Raw genomic sequence first — 19,841 nt, 5'->3', positions numbered from 1 at the left:
ATGCCAGAAAAACGCTATTCTCCATTCCTATTTTATTTTCAACAATGCCAATTAAACCGGGACAAACTCTATCTTCCAGCAACGTGAATTACTGATAAAAAGGTGAGGTTTATTCGTGTTAGAGTCTAATTCAAAATCAATAACGAATTCAGTACGGGGAGAGAAATAACTATTCCCGTAAACCCACTGTAAGACTTCTTTTTTTCCAGGATAGATAATTCCATCAATGTAAATTTCATCGCCAGAAGCTGAGATAGTAAGAGTCGCCTCTGTTTCGTGGCTATAATAGCTCCCTAATAACCGCTTAATATCAATACCACCTTCATCAATCATCTTCTCTAAATAAAACGTATTTCTATCTTCATCAATCTGTTCCAGTGCTATCACACGATCATGTTTAATGATGGGTCTGAATCGGTCTTTACCTCCCTCCTCTTGGAATGTACCATCATGGTTAAAGATAATCGGGTTACCTTTTTTCAAAAAATCACCCAATAAATATGAATCTTCTTTGGTAATAATATAAGGATAGGGTTTCACCCCTCTAAAAATACCAGTAATATCAACATTACTGGTCCGGCAAGGCTGCTTTTCTGGTTTAGTACCGTCAGGATTAAACAATACATCAAGACATTGACCAACCAGTTTAACAACATCAATACCCGTTGCGGTAGTAATAGCAACACCCAATTTGGCATCAGGCACCATGTAAATATAAACTCTGAAGCCAACGTAGTTACCACTATGTTGTATTATTTTCTGTCCTTCACGTTGGTCAATAACAAAACCGTAAGCATAATTGCTAATATTGCCATTGGCTAAATGTGGCGTACGGGATAACTGAGGTAGTAGATCTTGAACAATAGATGGCGAATAAAACGCTCTAATCCAACGACATAAATCATTCACCGTAGAATAAACTGCTCCTGCACCGGCCACTGAATCGTTGAGATCATCTCTTATCCACTGGTTCGACTCCTCTTTATAGGCATAACCCGTCGCCCGATCAAAGATAATCTCGGCAGCATCATCACAGATACTGGTATCTTTCATCTTTAATGGGGCAAAAACATTTTCTTCGGCATATTCTCTCAGTGATTTACCTGAAACCACTTTGACTATTTCCCCCAGCAGATTATAACCAGTGTTGCAATACAGATGGTATTCCCCCGGCGTAAAGTTAAGCACTTGTTGCCGTTGAATTAGCTTTCTCGCTAAATCAATACTCCTGTGGTCAAAGTTTGCATTTTTACCCGCCAGATTATAAAGCAAAAGCTCATCCCGTAATCCACTGATATGGTGGATAAGCTGTGCAATGGTAATGTCAGAAAAATCTGTGGGTAAATAATCCAAATATTGTCTAACCTTATCATTGACACAGAGCTTTCCATCTTTTTCCAACAACGCAATGCAAAAAGCCGTAAATTGTTTCGAAGCGCTTGCCAAATAAAATTTAGTTCCGGAATGTGCAGCGACTGCATGTTCAAGATCAGCTTGCCCAATATAGCGCTGATAAATTGTTTCATTTTCGTGGGTAACAGCAACCGCGAGGGCGCCACCCTTTTTTTTATTTTCAATATCAACCAATTCGTTTATTTTATTGAAAAATAACTTAATATTATCTGTAGACATAGTCGGTTTCATCATTAATCTCCTTATTTTAAAGTTATAAGAACAGAGCATATATATGCAGTCTGTTAGATTACGCATGAGGGCAATACTGTAAGACGGAAATAGTCAATATCCAAGTGATCACTATTATCATTTAATATATAAGGAGCAATACAAAGTGACTGCGAGCACTCATCCAGATCAGTGAACTCATAATGGCAATTATTTTGGAACTAATAATGGCGTCAAGGAAAAGGCTATTGCCGGGCTAATTGCGACCCGGCGACACAGCTTTATTTAGTGGAAAGAGATATTTTCTTGGTACGAAAGACCAATACAAGTCCTGATAAAATAGCAGCCATACCCAGTAGACTTAGAGCCGGTAACGAATTTCCCAAAAATAAATAATCCATTACGGCAGTAACACCAGGAACAAGATAAAACAAACTTGTTACATTCACCAAATTACCACTCTGAATAAGCCGGTAAAGTAATAGTTGAGCGACAACGGAAATCACTAACCCAAGCCATAATAATGAAATAATAAAGCCCGGCACCAGTTGAAATTCAAAAGGCTGGAAAGGAACAAACAGCAAGCAAAGCAGTAAGCTAACACTATATTGCAAAGGTAAAACCTCAGAAGGAGCTTGATGAATTCGTTTCTGTAAAATTGCACCGGTGCTCATACAAGCCAATGCTGCCAGCGCAAAAGTAATACCCGCAAAAGAAAACCGGGATAGCACCAGGCTTTGATACACCACTAATATCAACCCCAGTAACGCTAATAATAAACCCGCTAAACGTACGACCGAAAAACGACGCTCGATCACTAACAATGTGATAATCGGTTGAATTCCCATCACTGTTGCCAGAACGCCAGGCGTGATCCCGTTATCTAAAGCAAAAAAGTAACAAATAGAATAGCCACCAATTAATAAAATACCGGTACCGGCTATCTGTTTGCGTGTGCCGTGTACAGGCAGATAATGGCTATTACGCCTGAATAATAATCCCAGAAATAGCAAAAAAGTAAACGCAATCGCAAAACGCATTGTGAGAATGGCAAACGCGGTACTGTGATCAAGTCCCCACCGCGAAAAAATCGCACCACTGCTCCACAATAAGACAAACAGCAAAGTTGAGCCATAAGAGATCCATTGAGCTTTAGAAATCATAAGAATTCACACCTGTCTCACATTTAACGTACCCAAACCAACGCAGCCAGCCAAATCTGGCAATACATTGAATGTAGACCATCTCTCAAAGACGATCATATTATACAGTTATGGATAATAACGGAGGTGGTGGAGAAGCAGGAGGAAAAATGAAGGTAAAACGCATGCACACATCCGCTTCGGCTAATACTAACCTACCAAGTGCAATCAGTGTGCATACGAGTAACGGCATAGTTTACATCTTCTAACATTTACATTAGTCATTTTTAAATATAGATGCATATTCCGTTATGGTCAAATATCTGTGAACAATTTTCAACATCATGAACACGTCTATGTCCACCAAATAAGATCACCATTTTGCAGTAATCCCATAAAGCAGGTCACCAGTAAACGCCGTTCTGGTGATGAGATAGTCTTACCATTTAGTACCGCATGGACTAAATTCCCATTCAGCAATACCAAATCTCCCGCCTCGATATTAATCACCATACTGGCATGATTTTCCAATAATTCAGATGGGTATGGGAAACCACTGTAGGTTAAACCAAGGACACTGCGTGATTGGTCATCAGGTTGAATGTTCCATACTTTTAATTGTCCGCCATTTTGAGGAACATCAGCGTAAAAATTTACCGCCATGACACGATTAATTTGTTGGATCTCAAAATCACTCTGACGCGGATCACTCAACTGTGCAAGATCATCATGAGGTAATAAAAGGAATTCGCCGAAATTATTCCAATACACAATTTTTGCATTTCCCGCAGCAACACCATGATACATGGCAGGGCGAATTACCTGTGAGTTATTACCACTAAAATGAGTTATTTGCTTAATGAAATGATCCATTGGATTGATCGTATCTTGAAACATCTCATTAATTGCCGGGCGGAAATTTTCTGCTTCTTCTATATATTGACTGGTATCTTTTTCAATATGAGATGCCCCAATAAAATACCCTTCAACGCCATCAATACCTTCGCCGTAACGAGGAGTTCGTGCTGGAGAACGCCAAAAATTCTCAATTATTCTCTTTCTGTGTTCTGGCGGAAGAAAATTACGAACCCGACAAGCAGCAAGGTGACCATTCAAAAGGCCAGAAACCACATGTATTGATATATTGTTTGATGTTTCGTATACAATAAATTCTGATTCTGCCAGCTTTATACCTCTAATGCCGGATCCTTCTTGCATAATAACAGACCTCCCCAACAGTAAATTCTTCGGGCTATCTATCAAACCTGTCGTGATTAATTGGGATTATTTTTCCTTTATAGATCTATGCAGCAGAGATCTACGCCTATGTAAAAAACCTAATATCGCAGGTACTGGACTAATAATCCTCTTCTGCGCAGCAAGCTGGGTTGCATACTTCTTGCGTAAATCAGGTAACAATTTCCAGTGAGTGCCACCTGAGATATGATGTTCTTGATGATAGCCATCATTAAACATGAATAAATTATAGATGCGGCCATAATAGCTCACTGAGTTTGCAAATCTGCTCTCCGGTTGTGCCCCGTAATGTTCGTAGTAGTTTTGAATATTAACCAGAACAAAAGCAAAATAGAGAGAAGGTAAATAACAAAATAAAGCCCATTCCCAGGACAGAGTGAATAAGATAATCATCCACACCGCCTGAAACAATCTATCTAACCTCAATTGCCATAACTCTTTAATTTTACTGGTTCTGGCATTAGAAAGAAGTTTTTCATACCCTTTATCAGCTTTACTAAGCGGTTTGTGCCAGATAAATAGAGACCAGCACATACGAACAAAACTATTATAAAAGGTCAATGCTGCGCCAAGGACAACATAGTTCCAAAGAGTACTATGTTCCCCGATTTCTTCTCCATTTATAAAGGTAGAAGAGGTATCCTGGGGCCCATCTTCACCTACTCCCCGATCGTTATTATATTTGTGGTGATTACGAACATGGGACAGGTGATAAGCCTGTACAGACTGCCCAATATTCATTGAATTCAGTATCGACACAAACATATTCATCACACGAGAAACAAACCAGGGAGTATGGGTGAAAAAATGCGATATCACTATTATATTGTAAGTTGTCATCAGTGTAAGAAGCACAATATTGACTAACCACCTCATAATAGTGAAATGATCCCAATACATGACCAGTGTAACTGTGGCTATCGTTTGCAGAATGCTGAATATGAACATGACTGCATCCCAAGCGGAATATTTCCAGATAGCCATCATTACTCTCCTAGCCAAGATAAGACTGTAAACTTCCGCGCCGCCTTACATCCACTGTTGCACAATGGAAGGAGCCACCGAAGGAGTTAAAATTCCTGAAATTACATGGAATCGGCGTAAAGCCCCAACGTTTCATCGCCGCGATCATGGGTTCATCCTGCTTTTCAACAATTACCCGCTTCTCATCCAGCATCAGAATATTCATGTTGATCCATTTACTGGTCATATACAGCGGATGATCGTCAGGAATAATCGGTTCAGGCGCATGCAGCACATCCCATCCCTTAAACAGCTCAGGAACTTTTAACACCTTTTTCGGGTTAATTAATAGTTTCCCAGGCGCCATAGGAACAAATGTGGCATCAATATGCATAGGACTATCATCATTAAATTCAAAAACATGAATACGATAATCATCACCTAAATGACGACGAAGCCACTCGATACCAAATTCATTCGTGACATGGCTTTTTTGCGCAATAATATCGCGCCCACACCGGATAAAATCCGCAGCATCAAATGTCGGTTCAAACTCAGTCACAGCAAGAGGAACACGATCCTTGCCATTAGGTTGATCCCATTCGAAATTATATTGTTCATCGATCAACTGTGGCTTTGGCCCAGAGCTCCATTTCGCGCCCTGTTTAAAGTAATCTTTAAGTAAAGTCTTATATGCCGCCGTTTCAAAATAACGGGAGCGCCACGCCAGCGGACATTCAATAATATCATCACCAATAACCAACAATACATCACGGGGCATTGCACAATATAGCCCTGTGCTGCTCCAGCCCGGTGCACCAAACACCAGAGATTGATCCTGAGGTTCTGGCCGACGTACGGTTACCCCTTCGCTTTCAAGAATATGAACAAACTCTTCTAATTCCCTGGAAGCCGCTTCAATTTGCTGTTGTGGAAATGACCGGCCAGCATGGCGTTGAAAAGTAGCAACTTGATTTTCTGGTAGTACAGACTCCAGAGACATATGCCAGGAAGGGAATCTGGCACCATCAACAACACCGACGATCACCTCTTCAAGAGGATCCCATTCGTTAAAGGAATTAACTGGGGAAGAAATTTCACTATCACGATCTATTAAATTTGAATCAAGCATGTCGTCTCCTGATATTTGAATACTATGTCGCCTTAAAACTGTAACAACTGTATTAATTGCGACCCTATCGCCATCAATGTAGACTTCGCAGAAAGCATTCAGTTTGAATATGAGGTAATGATTAATATGATGGCTCTACGCATCCCTACAGTTTGAAAAATTAAATGACTATGATTTTTTCAGGCTCAATAAACTCAAAAATAAATTATAATGCTTTTATTAAAAACGGTAATACACAGTTAAAAGCTTTATTTTTCCATCATGAAATATTAAATCACTGTAATCATCTATGATAAAAATATTATAATTCTATCGTGCTTTTACAAAGCTAAAATGATGCCATAAATTCACCTACCAACAATAATATATAGACATTGAGATTTGTAAAGGCATTAGATTTAAGCTCTGTGAAATAGAGCACATGTTATTGCTTGTCATATTATTATTTACTTATAAAATATTACCATGGGTAAATAAAGTGGGATTTATTTATGAGATATTGTTATTTTATTTTCTAATAATTAATTCCAACAGAAAAAGGCAGAACGATAATATTACCATTCTGCCTTTGACTAAGTGCATTTAATAGAAAACATACTTATGATTTAAATAAAACCAGCTCTATCTGATTATATCTTCCAAACCAAATTAAATCATTCTACAGAATCTGTGATTCCACGCACTCATTCAGAGATTTAATAAATACTTATTAAATCTCTACACCTACTATATATTTCAGCTTCATCAGCTTACTTTTTGCAATTTTTACTTTCACATCTAATTTTTCATGAAGAACACGTAAAAGAGACAGATAGAGCAGCACAACCTTCTCTTTATCTTTTTCACCATCAACCAGTAATAGATGGAAATCTTCAACCACGCCTAAAATATTCAGACTAACGATAACTGAACTGGGTGACAGAATATCAATCCAGACCTTCTCTACTTTACCTACTTTCAGTTCATCATCTACAAGTAATTCTTCATGTAACAGAATATCTTTCTTAATCATGATATAAACTCCGAAATTTAATGTAACTAATTGATAAATAACTTATATCATTCCAGAATACAGACAATAAGCTATTCACTTTTGCAACATAAGATTGTGACCATTTTCACTAGAAAATAAGTGCCCATCAGGAATTTATCCAGCATTTAGATAACATACACAGCATTTTTGATGCCATATTAACGCTTTATCTAATACATATAACTATAGATGCCATTAATGTATTGTCAATAAAATACAAAAATAAATTTAATTATTTAAAATCAATATTTTATTACCAAACAACAAATAAAAAAGATATTTCACAATGAAATGAATATACTGTTTCAGTAATTTTTTCTACCGGACATCATGACAGGCATTAATAATAATGAGAAATAACACCGCTATTTACCCCTACTATATAAAAGGCAAAGTCGAAAAATTCATTTCAAAACAACAAATAGCTTATAACATTTCATTATTATATTTTATGGAAATTACAAGCAGACAATTAATTATGTAAATCCACCGATCATGCAATTATTATATTATCAAATTGATTGCAGGCTATTAATTATCATTTTATTATTTATATCTATTTTAATTCTTGCATTAAATGTAATTATTTGCCGTTAGATAGATTTTTTTGACTCAAAATAAATATGATATTAACAACGAATACAATCCCAAGATAATACTATCAAAACGTGGTATCAATATTAATTATACCACGTTTTATCACTGAACTCAGTTTGGCTTCCCTAACATGGAATAAAAGTCCTGACCAACACCATTTAACTCAAAAACGCTTATCCAGAAGCCCTGGATAACCAATTTCTGATGTCTTCAACAATAGGCGTAATTTGCAAAACACCCTCTCTATCTTTAAATCCATGGCTTAGTCCCGGGTATTGATAGAAGGTAATATTATTTTTATTTAATTGCGCTTCCATTTCCATTGCTGCACTCACACTGACGGAATTATCATTTAGTGTTTGAATAATCAAAATAGGTCTTTTCGTCTGACTTAATACTTTATATTGATTAATACCGAGCGAAACCTTCCACCAATTAACGCCATGATTACTCATTTCCAGCTCACCAGCATGGTTACCGGTACGTATTTCTTTCTGGAACTCTCTGAATCCCTTAATAGCCTCATTAATATGCTCTGGTGGGACCTCACTCTTCATACTGTGAATAACATCATCAGCGAAATACCGGCCACCGCCATTCAGTGCAATCGTTCTATCAATATAATTAACTTGTGATGTAATTAAATTAGCGACCAAAGCACCTTCACTCCCACCTAAAATAATGATTTTATTATATTTACCTTGATTATTCAGATAACCAATAATCTGAATATAATCCTTAACCCGCTGTTCTGGCGTATCTGATCTTATATAAGCCTTAGGGCAATCCGAACGTTCCACCGCATCAGACCAGGGGAGAGAGGCATTAATGCCATATTTCTCTACAGTCAAAACATCAGTATCCGGATAAATATCACTGAATGTCTCATTCACAAATTTATTATTAGCTATACTATTACAATCAGAACCTTGTATCAGCACCAATAAGTTTTTTCCACCTCTTTGCTTGAGATAGTAAGTTATTTCACTACCGTCATGACGGAAAAACTGTTTATGCGTATCTGAGTAAACAGAACTTATATAACATAAAAAAACTAGCACAGACGCCAGGATTCTCTGGCGTAAATTAAAAACATATGCTTTCATTAATACCTCCTTTAGCTGACATATTAAAGACCACAAACTGGCAATATTGTTCCCGTCAGAAAAATTTTTAGAATTTGAAAGCAAGGTTCAGAGTTTTCTTACCCTAAGTCCTAACTATAATTACTACAACACCAACTTCCTAGAGATAAGTAATGAAAAGTGATAAATGCACTCAGGCAAAGAAAACATTAGCTGATCCCCGTTGGCAAGACATTCTCAATAAAAGTCCTGAACCCAATATCCCATTTGTTTATTGTGTACTGACAACGGGGATCTATTGCCGTCCATCCTGCCCTGCCCGTTTTCCTAAACCTGAAAATATTCTATTCAAGGATACATGGCAGGAAGCAGAACAAGCGGGTTTCAGAGCCTGCCAACGCTGTCATCCAAACTCAGAATCACTTGATGAGCAAAATATTCAAAAAGTTGCTCAAACCTGCCGGTTAATTGAAGAATCATATAAACCTATCAGCTTAAAAGTCTTGGCTGCTCAGGTTGAACTCAGTGAGTTTCATTTTCACCGGCTTTTTAAAAAACAGACAGGCCTGACACCCAAACAATATGCCGACTTACACCAAGAAAAACGGTTGCGCCATAACCTCATCGCCACAAAAGATTCTGTTACTCATGCTATCTACAATGCCGGATATGGATCTAATAGCCGCTTTTATGAAAAGTCTGAAAATATATTAGGTATGCGCGCTTCTCAATATAAAAAAGGAGGTAAAGGCTATACTATCCGTTTTGCTATCGGCACCTGTCACCTTGGGGAAATTCTTGTTGCGCAGACCGATAAAGGAATATGTGCTATATCCTTGGGTGATGATGCGGAGCAGCTTCTCCATAAACTACAGGATATGTTTCCCGCAGCGGAACTGATTGGTGGGGACCGTAATTTTGAAAAAACGATGGCTTACGTCGTCGGCTTTATTGCACAGCCTAAACCGAGATTTAACCTGCCCCTGGATATTCAAGGCAGTACATTCCAGAAACAAGTCTGGCTGGCACTAGAGAAAATCCCAATTGGTCAAACAATAAGTTATCAGGAATTGGCTGATTACATTGGTAATCCAAAAGCTGTTCGGGCGGTAGCAAATGCTTGTGCCGCCAACAAACTTGCTGTGGCGATCCCATGCCACCGGGTAGTACGTACTGATGGTTCAATATCGGGATATCGTTGGGGAATTGAACGTAAAAAAGTGCTGCTGGCGTATGAGAAAAAACAATCGCTGTAATATTCGAGATTTTTAAAATGAAAACCACTTTATCAACAAAAATCACATTACCCGATAATTATCATACCCACGATTTTTTCGCTTTTCACCAGAGGGATAAACAAAATATCGCTGAAATTGTCGAACAGAATCAAGTCAGAAAAGGGATCTGCTGGGATGGAAAACCGGCTGAATTAATCATAGCTATTGATTCGGCAATCGCACAGATACAACTCGATATTGATGGTGACACAATAACAAATGCGGATGATCGCCTGCCGGCTTTAGCCTCTCATATGTTAGGGCTTTTACAACCTGTTCACCTATTTGAGCTTTTATATAAAGAACATCCGATTATTGGTTCACTTATTTCCAAGCAATCAGGTTTAAGAATTTATCAGTCAGCCACACCATTTGAAGCATTAAGCTGGGCTATTATTGGTCAACAAATCAGCGTCAGTGCTGCTATATCTATTCGCAGGCGATTTATTCAGGCAGTGGGGATTCAACATTCTTCCGGGCTATGGTGCTTTCCAACCCCCAGACAAATAATCAACCGTTCAGAAGATGAATTACGCCAATGTGGATTTTCTGTCAGCAAAGCCAAAGCGCTACTCCTTTTAAGCCAATTAATTGAATCTGGCGAATTAACATTAGCAACCTCTGATAGTGCACAAGACATCCAACAGTTAACAGATAATCTGCTGGCGATAAAAGGCATTGGTATGTGGACCATTAATTATGCCCTGTTGCGGGGATTTAGTTACCTAAACGGTTCATTACATGGTGATGTCGCAGTAAGGCGTAATATCCAAAGACTGCTCAATCAGAATGAAAAAGTTTCCGCCGAACGGGCAGAAAAGTGGCTAGCAGATTTCTCACCCTGGAAAGCCCTGTTAGCAGCACATTTATGGCGGCAAGAATCAAATGCCGGGTATTAATGTTGGCTGTCAGTTTTTATTTGGCAGGTGCGGCTCACAGCAGACATCGAAGATTGCAAAACTGCTTCCACTTTCTAGCGCATATTTAACAAACAAGTTTTAGCTTAGGGTAAACAATACTTCTAAATTCAACTGGAATTTTTTCTTTAATATCTGCTAATATTTTTTTGTCTGCCCCGATATCCGCTATAAGCTCATTAATAATAGACTCTAGTTTCTCCGTTCTATCCCATTGAACTTTATAAGCTCCCGAATTTATCTTTTGTTCTACCCTCTGTAATTGTTTATTTTGTTTATAGGTGATCATCATGTGAATATCATTAAATTTTTTAATGGTTTCAATACTATCGTATTCACTCTCAAAAATAGCAGTTATGAGCTCATCAGGTTGAACACCTCTCACTAAACAAAAGGCTACCATTCTTTCTATAATCTCGTTTATTTTTAATGAACCGCTCATCGTATCATCCTTTTAACTTCTTCAAGTATCCCCGATATTGCATCTATTGATTTTAGCAATGTTTTATTGTCTCGATCCCTAACAAGCCCATATATCCTAGATAATTTTTTATTAATGAAGCGAACAACAATACCATTATTAGCATCTGTTGTCTTCAGATTAGGAATATAACGATTAAAAATATGATAGAGTTCAGAATTTTTTTCATCAATACCGTTCTGATGGAAAAAAATTTGTTATCACTCGATAGCAGCATAAGAATATAAATAAATGGTTTTGTAGTCGCCAATGAGTTCGCGCATGGGAGCTTGATATCACTGAGTTGCTCCTATTGGTGTAGATACTGTTGCTTGATGGTGCGGATGCTGTCACTGTCCGGTATCAGCACCAGACAGTCGTTCATGATTTTGATGGTGAGTGTGCCTACCAATATCAAAGCAGGCATCTTTAAGCCAGGGAAAAGCATTATCTGAATCTTGTAACAGAGGTTATATCAATCAGGTTTTTATTAGCAAAAATGAATATCATTATCAGGATAAAGCCGATCAACATATGTTCAATGATTTTAACCCCATCTTTCCATATGTCCCCATTCGATTCGCTAATCTGTTTACCATCTCATCAATAACTCAACCAAGGTAAGCTTATTCCAATGTTAGGAAAAGTATTTTTTACTACAAAGTAATTAATTTTTTTATTTGATGTTGCAGATCGCATTTTGGTGATCAAAAGAGGCGCTATTATGCATCAGTAAAATCGCTTAACGGCGGATAAAGATAAAACCGCACTCTATTTGCCCGTATAACGATGAAACTTGCCATTCAATCTTAATCATTACTATTCATTCAGAGGTCTATTATGGGCAGTACCGGGAGTGTAAGTGCGTGGGATGAAGCATTATTAATTGCGGCTATTCAATATCCTGTTCCAGTGATTAAGAGACCTGAAGATATTCAGGTTCAGGTACAGCAAATCTGTAAAACGATAAATTCAACTAAAGCCGGTTATCCTGATCTGGATATAATTGTATTTCCTGAATATTCTGCTCAGGGGTTGAATACTCAGATCTGGACTTATGATGAAATGTTGTTATCGCTGGACAGTCCAGAAGTTGACAGTTTTCGCCAGGCTTGTATTCGCAACGATATCTGGGGCGTGTTTTCGTTGATGGTACGTAATGAAGATCCGTCGCAGCCACCTTATAACACGGCGATCATTATTAATAACAGCGGTGAGATTGCACTGCATTACCGCAAGTTGCAACCTTGGGTACCGATTGAACCTTGGATGCCAGGTAATTTGGGTATGCCGGTCTGTGAGGGGCCAAAAGGCGCAAAACTGGCAGTGTGTATTTGTCATGATGGTATGTTTCCTGAGCTGGCGCGCGAAGCAGCCTATAAAGGTTGTAATGTTTTTATCCGCATTTCCGGTTATTCTACTCAAGTCAACGACCAATGGATCTGGACTAACCGCACTAATGCCTGGCAGAACTTAATGTATACCGTATCGGTTAATCTGGCAGGCTACGATGAGGTTTTTTATTATTTCGGTCAAGGTACAATTTGTAATTACGACGGTAATATTATCCAACAAGGGCAACGTAACCCTTGGGAAATTGTTACCGCCGAATTGTTCCCGCGTCTGGCAGATAAGGCCCGTGAGAATTGGGCGCTGGAAAACAGTATTTTTAATCTCGGTTGTCGAGGTTATGTTGGTAAACCCGGTGGAGAGAGAGCTAATTATTTAACCTGGGTACGCGATCTGGCAAATGGTGAATATAAACTGCCTTGGGATGAAAATATCCGAATTCGTGATGGTTGGAAATATTATCCAGAAGGTGTAAAATTGGGGCCATTACCGAAGATTGATAAGTAACTCTGAGAGGCCGATACTGTAGCACCATTTTAATTCATGTATTATTGCCAAGATTAAAAAGGCTGAGTTCCGTTAATTACAGAACTCAAACCTTATTAATCTATTCGCTGAAAGGTGTATATATAATAGAAATAGTTTACTTGCCAGAATTAATCATTATCAACAAAGCTTTTTCAATGCTGAGATCAGTTTTTGGATACCCAATTCAACTTTGCTACGGGGGCATCCTGCATTAAAACGAAGGAAACCATTGCCAACTTCACCATAAATTCTACCCGGCATAATAGCAATTTTCTCTTCATGGATAAGTATCTGCTGCAATTTGTCATCGTCAATATGCAAATTACGCAGGTCTATCCAGGCCAAATAAGTCGCCTGCGACGGCTGCCAGTTCAGTTGTGGAAATGCAGCATTGAGTTCCTGAGCAATATAATTCAAGTTACCATTCAGGTAATCGCGTAGTGCATCAAGCCAGAGTTGCCCTTCCCGGTAAGCCGCAATATGAGCTAATATCGAGAAAATAGCAGGAGAAGATAATCCATTACACTGCATTAATTGATGGGAATATACCGCACGACTATGATCATCATAAATGAAACCATAAGCCCCCGTCAGCGCAGTAAGATTAAATGTCTTAGATGCCGAAGTGATTAATGCCCAGCGAGTCGTAGCAACTTCACTCCAAGGAATATGTTTCGTTTCTCCCCTGAGTATATCCATATGAATTTCATCACTGATGACACTGACATTATAACGCTTACACAATTCAGACATAGTTTTAAGTTCAGAATAACGCCAGACTTTGCCAGTTGGATTATGTGGACTACACAGTAATAATATTTTTGTTTGCGGTTGAGATAGCAAGGCTTCAAGTTGATCCATATCACACACCCAATCATTGCCTTGTTTCTCAAACGGGCAAGAAAGCAGTTGCCGCTGGTTCTCTTGAATAATTTTATAAAAGTTATTGTAAGCAGGAGTATGGACGACAATACCTTCACCGGGTTCAGACCAGATTCGGATTAACTGCGAAACCATGTACATCACAGAAGGGCCATAAACCATCCAATTTGTATTAATTTCACAATTAAATTGTTGCTGATACCAATGACGTATAGCACCAAGAAATTCTTCATGCTGCCAGCTGCTATAACCCAATATGCCATGATCCACACGTTTCTGTAATGCCTGAATAACACAAGGAGCTGTGGCAAAATCCATATCAGCGATAGTAAAAGGGAGGAGATCGTCAGCACCAAAAAGATCTCCAATATAGTCCCATTGAATACACCAAGTACCGCGGCGATCAATAGGGGTATCAAAGTCAAACATTATTTTTTTCCTTTAAATTAATGCATCAAGCTCATCTTTTACCGACAGAGCTTGCGGCCCAATAACAATTTGTGAAGCATAATATCATCATGACTGACGGGGGAAGTATCCATCCCCAACATAATGGCTTTAACGGGTATTGTTAAATATTATTTAATAAATAGCCCTACGAATTATCTGGGGAAATCGCCTATCGTCGATAAAAATTTCAGAATAAAGTCTAACGTTCACCCCTTGTTGGATTAACAGACACATTACAATGACTTAAATAGTCATTAACAACCTCAGAATTATACATATATTAAGCAGAGAACAGGCAGAACGTAATATTACAATTCTGCCCAAGGAGAAGTGCGTTTGGTTGAAGCTGTTTTTAAATTTTTAATAAATATCATTTTCATCTCGTCAGAGAAAATCTTTCCAACTCCTATTTACAATAGTACCAATAAAGGTATAGCGGTAAGAAATTATTTTTTGTTCGAATTCTCCTACCAATTCATTTGAGTAATAACATTAATAACTCCAGTTGATTTATAAAGTTAAAAATATAAACATCTGATAGTTTCAAATTGATATTAATTATATATAACCCAGTAATGCCGCTTTAGCTATTGCCTGAAATTTGTTTCTACAACCAAGTTTCTTAACAATATTCATTAGGTGAAAATCAACGGTACCTTTAGTGACACAGATGGTTGCTGCAATTTCATTTGATATCATCCCATCTGCGGTATACCTTAATATTTCTAATTCTCTATTTGAAAATGAAGTTTCATCTATATAGAACGATTGCAAATATTTTGCGTTTGATGTCAAATATCTTATTATCCTAATATATACTCCTAAAATTTCTCCACTGCATTTATACATTGTCTCGTTATCAATATGCCCGTCTTTCCCCGCAACAGAAAATATTCCGTCAGTTCCTGAAAATGCAGGCAGCCCAAATGTGATCCCAGAACGAAATCCATATTTCTGATTCACATACCAAAGTTCTTGTCCATTAGATTCTGAAAAAAAATCTAAGTCCCATACTTTTGAAAAAGAAGGTGGAATAGGCCGGAAATTTAGAACGGGATCAATCATCCAATACTTTCTTTCTATATAAATGTTTCTCCAAGATTCATGATAATTATCAAAAAAATACACTTCACGGTTAGATATAGGAAAGCGGGCCTTTAAGACAAGAGAGAACAAGCTAAACCCCGAGATTTTATTAATAATTTCACAAATTTCAGCCACAAAATGAGCATCTAAATCTAATTCATGAAATTTATAGGGTGAGGTATATGTTCTATAAATATTCATTCAATGTCCTCTTGAAAATTAAGAATATTGATAGTAAATCCCAGTATTAATTATAGTAGCAAAACTCCCATTTAATAAAGAAAATAATCATTTACTGTTATACAGACTAAAGATATCTGGTAAGTCACAATGTACTATTAGTAAATAAGAGAAATTATATAAATATGACTGAAATTTTAATAAGCAAGAAAAACTATATCTAAAGAGATAATATATTCATATGGATAATATTAAACTATTCACAAGAAAATATAAGCAACCATTCAACACATTAATCTAAAACTCTTTTATTTTATCTTTTGTAACAATAAGTTAAACAAAACATTTAACTATATAAATCAACCCCTAATAAATATATTAGTAATTTTTTCGTATAAACTATGATTTATACCAGTGGATATTTCAGATTTAATAGTTAATTATAAAGAAAATTATTATTATAATAAAAAAATAACCTTGCTATCCCCAATAGATAATTTTAATATGTAAAGAGGTATTATAATGAGTGAAGCAATTCAAGATCAAAATAATATTGTCACAGCCAGGAATTCTGTTATAGCCGATGTTACCTTTGTTATTGATGTTGATTCAATTATTGAATTTATTCGTGATAACCAAGTTAAGAATTCTCTGGACTCTAAGAATCCAATAACGATCAAGGAGTATGTATATATAGCAAGTTATACTCCCACAGATGGAATGAAACTTAGTAGTTCATCTGGTGCCCGTATAACTGTTCCCGTAAATGCAAATATTAGATGGAGGGCTACAACTGTATCTAATAATTTCGACTATTCTATTATATTGTATAAGTTCCAAAAACTTAGTCTAGGAGAAGATGTCATCTCTATTCCATCACAAATATGGTCACAGAACCCAACAGGTAAAAAAACGCCAATGATCCCTTCTGGGGTTAATGCAGCAGAGGATGAACCTAAGCCAATTTTTGTTGAATCTCGAGATAGTTATTTTCAAGCAACAGCTCATAAGCCAGGTGTAGAACGATATACATGGTTTTTTGCCGCTTATGACGGTACAAAGCTCCTAGGCTATTATCGATACGATCCATATGTTGAAGTAACTAATAGTTAAGCATTTGTATACTGTCATTCCCTACTGGAAAATTATCAAAATAGTTTTCCAGTATTTTATTTTCCACTTTATTAATTTACCTAAACATATATAACAAACACCGAATTATATAAAAAAATTAATAGTATTATTGGGCGGATTCACATAATAAGTGCTCTTATTAACTTATTATTATCTGCATAACCAATCAATTGAAATTTATAATAGGAAATCGAGATGTAAAAGAAACGCCAATCGTTAATCAGAGCATGATATAACCAGGAGTATGCTTTAATAACGAATCAGTTAGCCAATACGAATGCAATTACCTATCAGGCTAAAACCCCATATTTTTGTTTTATGGAATAAAATATCATCCTTATCGGTGAATGTATGATAAAAAGAATATCTATTTTAATATTGTGTGCTATTTCCTTTCAAATAACCGCTTCACCCGCAGAGTTAAATGATAATCTGCCGATGACTGAGGCCAGGAGAACGTTGTAAGAGAGTTCCCGGGAAATTAACCAACTGATAGAACAACGCCGATATCAGCAATTAAAACAGCAGGCTAATACCATCCCTGAATCGACACCTGCGCCTGCACTGCCGGAATCCAGGCAATGTCTGCCGTTAACAGGTGTTTATCTGAAAGGGGTCAGCAGGAGGTGTTTGGTTCGCCGCAGATTATGTACTGGCAAACCCAAATGGCATCACCTGTAATGGATGCGGTTTTGTCAATACTAACCGCGCTTCTCTGGTCGTTGGCAATCCACTAGTGGAACAGGATAATCTGCAAGGTTTCAGCACTTTTGATAATCAGAATAGTCTGAGAATTAAATCGGACGGCTTAATTGCCAACGCGGTTCTTGATCTTATTGCGCCTAAAATTGATAGCCGGGGAACCATCACCGCTCAAAAATGCCGGTGTAGATGCTAAAGGTGATATCCATTTTGATAACGCCACCAACAGCACGACGAAAACAGCGACCGGTTATAACGGTGAAGCATCAGCTAAAGGAGGAACAACTCCAGAAGGCAAGAATATTCATATCGATCTTGGCGGCGGTTACCACACTGATAGCAAAAACAGGAATTAAGTATCTGTGTATGTTGAATTGTTAATCATCATCTTAAAGTGGCATGATGTGATCACTCCTATTTATTCAAGGTAATGATTGAGGCTATACATGCCAAAAGATGTAGAAAGACAGGAAATAACAGAACATCAGTTGGAAAGGTTATCCAGAACACCTTTGGAAAAGGGCATTCACCACGGGAAAAAAGCGATTTCTCTGACGGTCAGAGCAGGAAACTATATCCGCAGTATTCCTATCGTCGCTCACTTTATCCGGGCAACGCTGCGCTTTAATGATCGGATGGGTAATCAGTTTGGGGCGGCAATAACCTATTTTTCATTCTTATCACTTATCCCCATTCTGATGCTCTCTTTCGCCATTGCGGGTTTTATTCTGGCTTCTAATCCTGATTTACTGGCAAAGCTAATCAATGGTATCGCAAACAGTATCAGTGATCCGACACTTGCCAATACGTTGAAAAATAGTGTCGATACTGCGATTAAACAGCGTACTACTGTGGGATTAACCGGTTTGGCAATTGCTCTTTATTCCGGTGTGAACTGGGTAAGTAATTTACGCCAGGCAATTCTTGCCCAGTTTCACCCTGTCTGGATACGGAATCAGGAAGAGAACGAGAAAATCTATTTTAAATATATCCGTGATGCCATTTCTCTGATTGGGCTGTTATTAGCTCTGGTGATCACCCTGTCACTAACCTCTATCGCCGGCTCCGCTCAGGCAACCATCGTTAAGATATTAGGGCTAGATGGTATTGAGTGGCTACGTCCATCCTGGTTCCTGATTGGCCTGACAATTTCTATTTCAGCCAACTATCTGCTTTTCCTGTGGCTATTCTGGGTATTACCCCGCCACCAGCCCGAACGCAAGGCGTTGTTGAAAGGAACACTGATGGCAGCTATAGGTTTTGAAGTTATCAAATATATTATGACCATGACGCTGCCACGCCTCGCCAGCTCCCCTTCCGGCGCGGCTTTTGGCTCTGTTATTGGCCTGATGACATTTTTCTATCTCTTTGCCCGTTTAACGCTATTCTGCGCTGCCTGGATAGCGACCACGGATAATAATCATAAAAATACCGAATGAATGCGCCCCGGCAGAGCGAGTCTGCCAATAATAACCAATGAGAAGGAGCTGTTTATGCCGTTTGTCAATATCAGAATTACCCGTGAAGGTGCTACAGCAGAGCAAAAAAAGCAATTAATTGAAGGAGCTACTCAGTTACTGGCCGATGTATTGGGAAAAAATCCCGCAACAACTTTTGTCATCATTGATGAAGTCGATACTGATAATTGGGGAATCGGCGGTAAGAATGTCACTGAACTTAGGGCTGAGGCTAAAAAGTAGTCTTCCGAACATGATAAAGGGCGGTATTCCAGCCCTTCACATTACTGACTTTTAGCGTCTCGATTATCAACTGTTTAGTTTTCATCAATGATATTAGCCCGGCAGGAAAATACATCGACTAAGCTGCATACTTGATAAACCTCGAATTGAAATAACTGATGACGCGTTTTGGTTGGCGTTGTAACTTGCGCATACAAGAACGAGTTCGTTTTTTGATCTCTTCGACACTACGCATTGCTGGCCTGCTGTGGCCTGCTGTGTATCATCCCTTTGACATCACAGTTCAGATATTCATCTGAATTCAGTTCCGGTGAATAAGCCGGAAGATAAAACACCTCCAGAC

Annotated in this window: 18 protein-coding genes and 1 pseudogene; 8 read left to right on the top strand and 11 right to left on the bottom strand. The window is 38.0% G+C overall.

Features of this window, described 5'->3' with window-relative positions:
- Window positions 1-51: 51 nt before the first annotated feature.
- The 7 genes from ACGF7G_RS05205 to ACGF7G_RS05175 form a co-directional block, all read right to left on the bottom strand.
- Window positions 52-1,647, bottom strand: coding sequence for a serine hydrolase domain-containing protein (locus tag ACGF7G_RS05205; RefSeq protein WP_387463983.1), 1,596 nt, complete (start codon window positions 1,645-1,647; stop codon window positions 52-54).
- Between the two features lie 257 nt (window positions 1,648-1,904).
- Window positions 1,905-2,786 (bottom strand): DMT family transporter, encoded by an 882-nt coding sequence (locus tag ACGF7G_RS05200; RefSeq protein ID WP_387463981.1) that lies wholly within the window; start codon window positions 2,784-2,786, stop codon window positions 1,905-1,907.
- 333 nt (window positions 2,787-3,119) lie between these two features.
- The gene (locus tag ACGF7G_RS05195; protein WP_387463979.1) at window positions 3,120-3,983 is read right to left on the bottom strand and encodes a hypothetical protein; all 864 of its coding nucleotides are present in this window, start codon (window positions 3,981-3,983) and stop codon (window positions 3,120-3,122) included.
- Window positions 3,984-4,049: 66 nt separating this feature from the next.
- A complete protein-coding gene (locus ACGF7G_RS05190) occupies window positions 4,050-5,006 on the bottom strand; it encodes a fatty acid desaturase family protein (protein WP_387463977.1) in 957 nt (318 codons plus the stop codon).
- A gap of 10 nt (window positions 5,007-5,016) precedes the next feature.
- Complete coding sequence (locus ACGF7G_RS05185; RefSeq protein WP_387463975.1) at window positions 5,017-6,117, bottom strand: amidinotransferase; 1,101 nt, start codon at window positions 6,115-6,117, stop codon at window positions 5,017-5,019.
- 709 nt (window positions 6,118-6,826) lie between these two features.
- Window positions 6,827-7,129 (bottom strand): Cro/Cl family transcriptional regulator, encoded by a 303-nt coding sequence (locus ACGF7G_RS05180; RefSeq protein WP_207627318.1) that lies wholly within the window; start codon window positions 7,127-7,129, stop codon window positions 6,827-6,829.
- Window positions 7,130-7,920: 791 nt separating this feature from the next.
- Complete coding sequence (locus ACGF7G_RS05175) at window positions 7,921-8,853, bottom strand: alpha/beta hydrolase family protein (protein WP_387463973.1); 933 nt, start codon at window positions 8,851-8,853, stop codon at window positions 7,921-7,923.
- Between the two features lie 152 nt (window positions 8,854-9,005).
- Here ACGF7G_RS05175 and ada point away from each other — a divergent pair, with 152 nt between their 5' ends.
- Together ada and ACGF7G_RS05165 are read left to right on the top strand one after the other, a co-directional pair.
- Entirely contained in the window at window positions 9,006-10,088 is a 1,083-nt protein-coding gene (ada, locus tag ACGF7G_RS05170; RefSeq protein ID WP_387463972.1) for a bifunctional DNA-binding transcriptional regulator/O6-methylguanine-DNA methyltransferase Ada, read from the top strand.
- 17 nt (window positions 10,089-10,105) lie between these two features.
- Complete coding sequence (locus tag ACGF7G_RS05165; RefSeq protein ID WP_387463970.1) at window positions 10,106-11,008, top strand: DNA-3-methyladenine glycosylase family protein; 903 nt, start codon at window positions 10,106-10,108, stop codon at window positions 11,006-11,008.
- An 85-nt stretch (window positions 11,009-11,093) separates the two neighbouring features.
- Here ACGF7G_RS05165 and ACGF7G_RS05160 read toward each other — a convergent pair whose 3' ends face one another.
- A complete protein-coding gene (locus tag ACGF7G_RS05160; protein WP_387463969.1) occupies window positions 11,094-11,468 on the bottom strand; it encodes a hypothetical protein in 375 nt (124 codons plus the stop codon).
- A gap of 858 nt (window positions 11,469-12,326) precedes the next feature.
- On the opposite strand from ACGF7G_RS05160, the gene ACGF7G_RS05155 reads away from it, so the two are divergent.
- Entirely contained in the window at window positions 12,327-13,343 is a 1,017-nt protein-coding gene (locus ACGF7G_RS05155) for a formamidase (protein ID WP_387463967.1), read from the top strand.
- Window positions 13,344-13,502: 159 nt separating this feature from the next.
- Here the strand turns inward: ACGF7G_RS05155 and ACGF7G_RS05150 are convergent, their stop codons facing one another.
- Window positions 13,503-14,675, bottom strand: coding sequence for a MalY/PatB family protein (locus ACGF7G_RS05150; protein WP_387463966.1), 1,173 nt, complete (start codon window positions 14,673-14,675; stop codon window positions 13,503-13,505).
- Between the two features lie 579 nt (window positions 14,676-15,254).
- Window positions 15,255-15,983 carry a LuxR family transcriptional regulator gene (locus ACGF7G_RS05145; RefSeq protein ID WP_387463964.1) on the bottom strand — a complete coding sequence of 243 codons (729 nt, stop codon included), beginning with the start codon at window positions 15,981-15,983 and terminating at the stop codon, window positions 15,255-15,257.
- Window positions 15,984-16,484: 501 nt separating this feature from the next.
- On the opposite strand from ACGF7G_RS05145, the gene ACGF7G_RS05140 reads away from it, so the two are divergent.
- From ACGF7G_RS05140 to ACGF7G_RS05120, 5 genes and pseudogenes are all read left to right on the top strand, one after another.
- The gene (locus ACGF7G_RS05140) at window positions 16,485-17,075 is read left to right on the top strand and encodes an AidA/PixA family protein (RefSeq protein ID WP_387463962.1); all 591 of its coding nucleotides are present in this window, start codon (window positions 16,485-16,487) and stop codon (window positions 17,073-17,075) included.
- 635 nt (window positions 17,076-17,710) lie between these two features.
- Window positions 17,711-17,970 (top strand): annotated as a pseudogene (locus ACGF7G_RS05135) (hypothetical protein); the annotation flags it as partial.
- Window positions 17,909-18,154 carry a hypothetical protein gene (locus tag ACGF7G_RS05130; protein ID WP_387464090.1) on the top strand — a complete coding sequence of 82 codons (246 nt, stop codon included), beginning with the start codon at window positions 17,909-17,911 and terminating at the stop codon, window positions 18,152-18,154. The pseudogene ACGF7G_RS05135 and the gene ACGF7G_RS05130, both read left to right, overlap by 62 nt.
- A 90-nt stretch (window positions 18,155-18,244) precedes the next feature.
- Window positions 18,245-19,237, top strand: coding sequence for an inner membrane protein YhjD (gene yhjD, locus ACGF7G_RS05125; protein ID WP_133814414.1), 993 nt, complete (start codon window positions 18,245-18,247; stop codon window positions 19,235-19,237).
- Window positions 19,238-19,291: 54 nt separating this feature from the next.
- A complete protein-coding gene (locus tag ACGF7G_RS05120) occupies window positions 19,292-19,498 on the top strand; it encodes a 2-hydroxymuconate tautomerase family protein (RefSeq protein WP_011144704.1) in 207 nt (68 codons plus the stop codon).
- Window positions 19,499-19,725: 227 nt separating this feature from the next.
- On the opposite strand, the gene ACGF7G_RS05115 is transcribed toward ACGF7G_RS05120, so the two are convergent.
- Window positions 19,726-19,833 carry a hypothetical protein gene (locus ACGF7G_RS05115; RefSeq protein WP_387464085.1) on the bottom strand — a complete coding sequence of 36 codons (108 nt, stop codon included), beginning with the start codon at window positions 19,831-19,833 and terminating at the stop codon, window positions 19,726-19,728.
- Between the last annotated feature and the right edge of the window lie 8 nt (window positions 19,834-19,841).

The organism is Photorhabdus sp. RM323S (assembly GCF_042879375.1).
Taxonomy (GTDB): domain Bacteria; phylum Pseudomonadota; class Gammaproteobacteria; order Enterobacterales; family Enterobacteriaceae; genus Photorhabdus; species Photorhabdus tasmaniensis.
This window is presented reverse-complemented; position numbering and strand designations above follow the sequence as displayed.

Bases quoted from the DNA above. Each gene is read 5' to 3' on its own strand.
- ACGF7G_RS05175 (WP_387463973.1), bottom strand. From the start codon at position 8,853: ATGAAAGCATATGTTTTTAATTTACGCCAGAGAATCCTGGCGTCTGTG.
- ACGF7G_RS05150 (WP_387463966.1), bottom strand. From the start codon at position 14,675: ATGTTTGACTTTGATACCCCTATTGATCGCCGCGGTACTTGGTGTATT.
- ACGF7G_RS05180 (WP_207627318.1), bottom strand. From the start codon at position 7,129: ATGATTAAGAAAGATATTCTGTTACATGAAGAATTACTTGTAGATGAT.
- ACGF7G_RS05120 (WP_011144704.1), top strand. From the start codon at position 19,292: ATGCCGTTTGTCAATATCAGAATTACCCGTGAAGGTGCTACAGCAGAG.
- ACGF7G_RS05205 (WP_387463983.1), bottom strand. From the start codon at position 1,647: ATGATGAAACCGACTATGTCTACAGATAATATTAAGTTATTTTTCAAT.
- ACGF7G_RS05140 (WP_387463962.1), top strand. From the start codon at position 16,485: ATGAGTGAAGCAATTCAAGATCAAAATAATATTGTCACAGCCAGGAAT.
- ACGF7G_RS05185 (WP_387463975.1), bottom strand. From the start codon at position 6,117: ATGCTTGATTCAAATTTAATAGATCGTGATAGTGAAATTTCTTCCCCA.
- ACGF7G_RS05200 (WP_387463981.1), bottom strand. From the start codon at position 2,786: ATGATTTCTAAAGCTCAATGGATCTCTTATGGCTCAACTTTGCTGTTT.
- ACGF7G_RS05195 (WP_387463979.1), bottom strand. From the start codon at position 3,983: ATGCAAGAAGGATCCGGCATTAGAGGTATAAAGCTGGCAGAATCAGAA.
- ada (WP_387463972.1), top strand. From the start codon at position 9,006: ATGAAAAGTGATAAATGCACTCAGGCAAAGAAAACATTAGCTGATCCC.
- ACGF7G_RS05160 (WP_387463969.1), bottom strand. From the start codon at position 11,468: ATGAGCGGTTCATTAAAAATAAACGAGATTATAGAAAGAATGGTAGCC.
- yhjD (WP_133814414.1), top strand. From the start codon at position 18,245: ATGCCAAAAGATGTAGAAAGACAGGAAATAACAGAACATCAGTTGGAA.
- ACGF7G_RS05190 (WP_387463977.1), bottom strand. From the start codon at position 5,006: ATGGCTATCTGGAAATATTCCGCTTGGGATGCAGTCATGTTCATATTC.
- ACGF7G_RS05145 (WP_387463964.1), bottom strand. From the start codon at position 15,983: ATGAATATTTATAGAACATATACCTCACCCTATAAATTTCATGAATTA.
- ACGF7G_RS05165 (WP_387463970.1), top strand. From the start codon at position 10,106: ATGAAAACCACTTTATCAACAAAAATCACATTACCCGATAATTATCAT.
- ACGF7G_RS05155 (WP_387463967.1), top strand. From the start codon at position 12,327: ATGGGCAGTACCGGGAGTGTAAGTGCGTGGGATGAAGCATTATTAATT.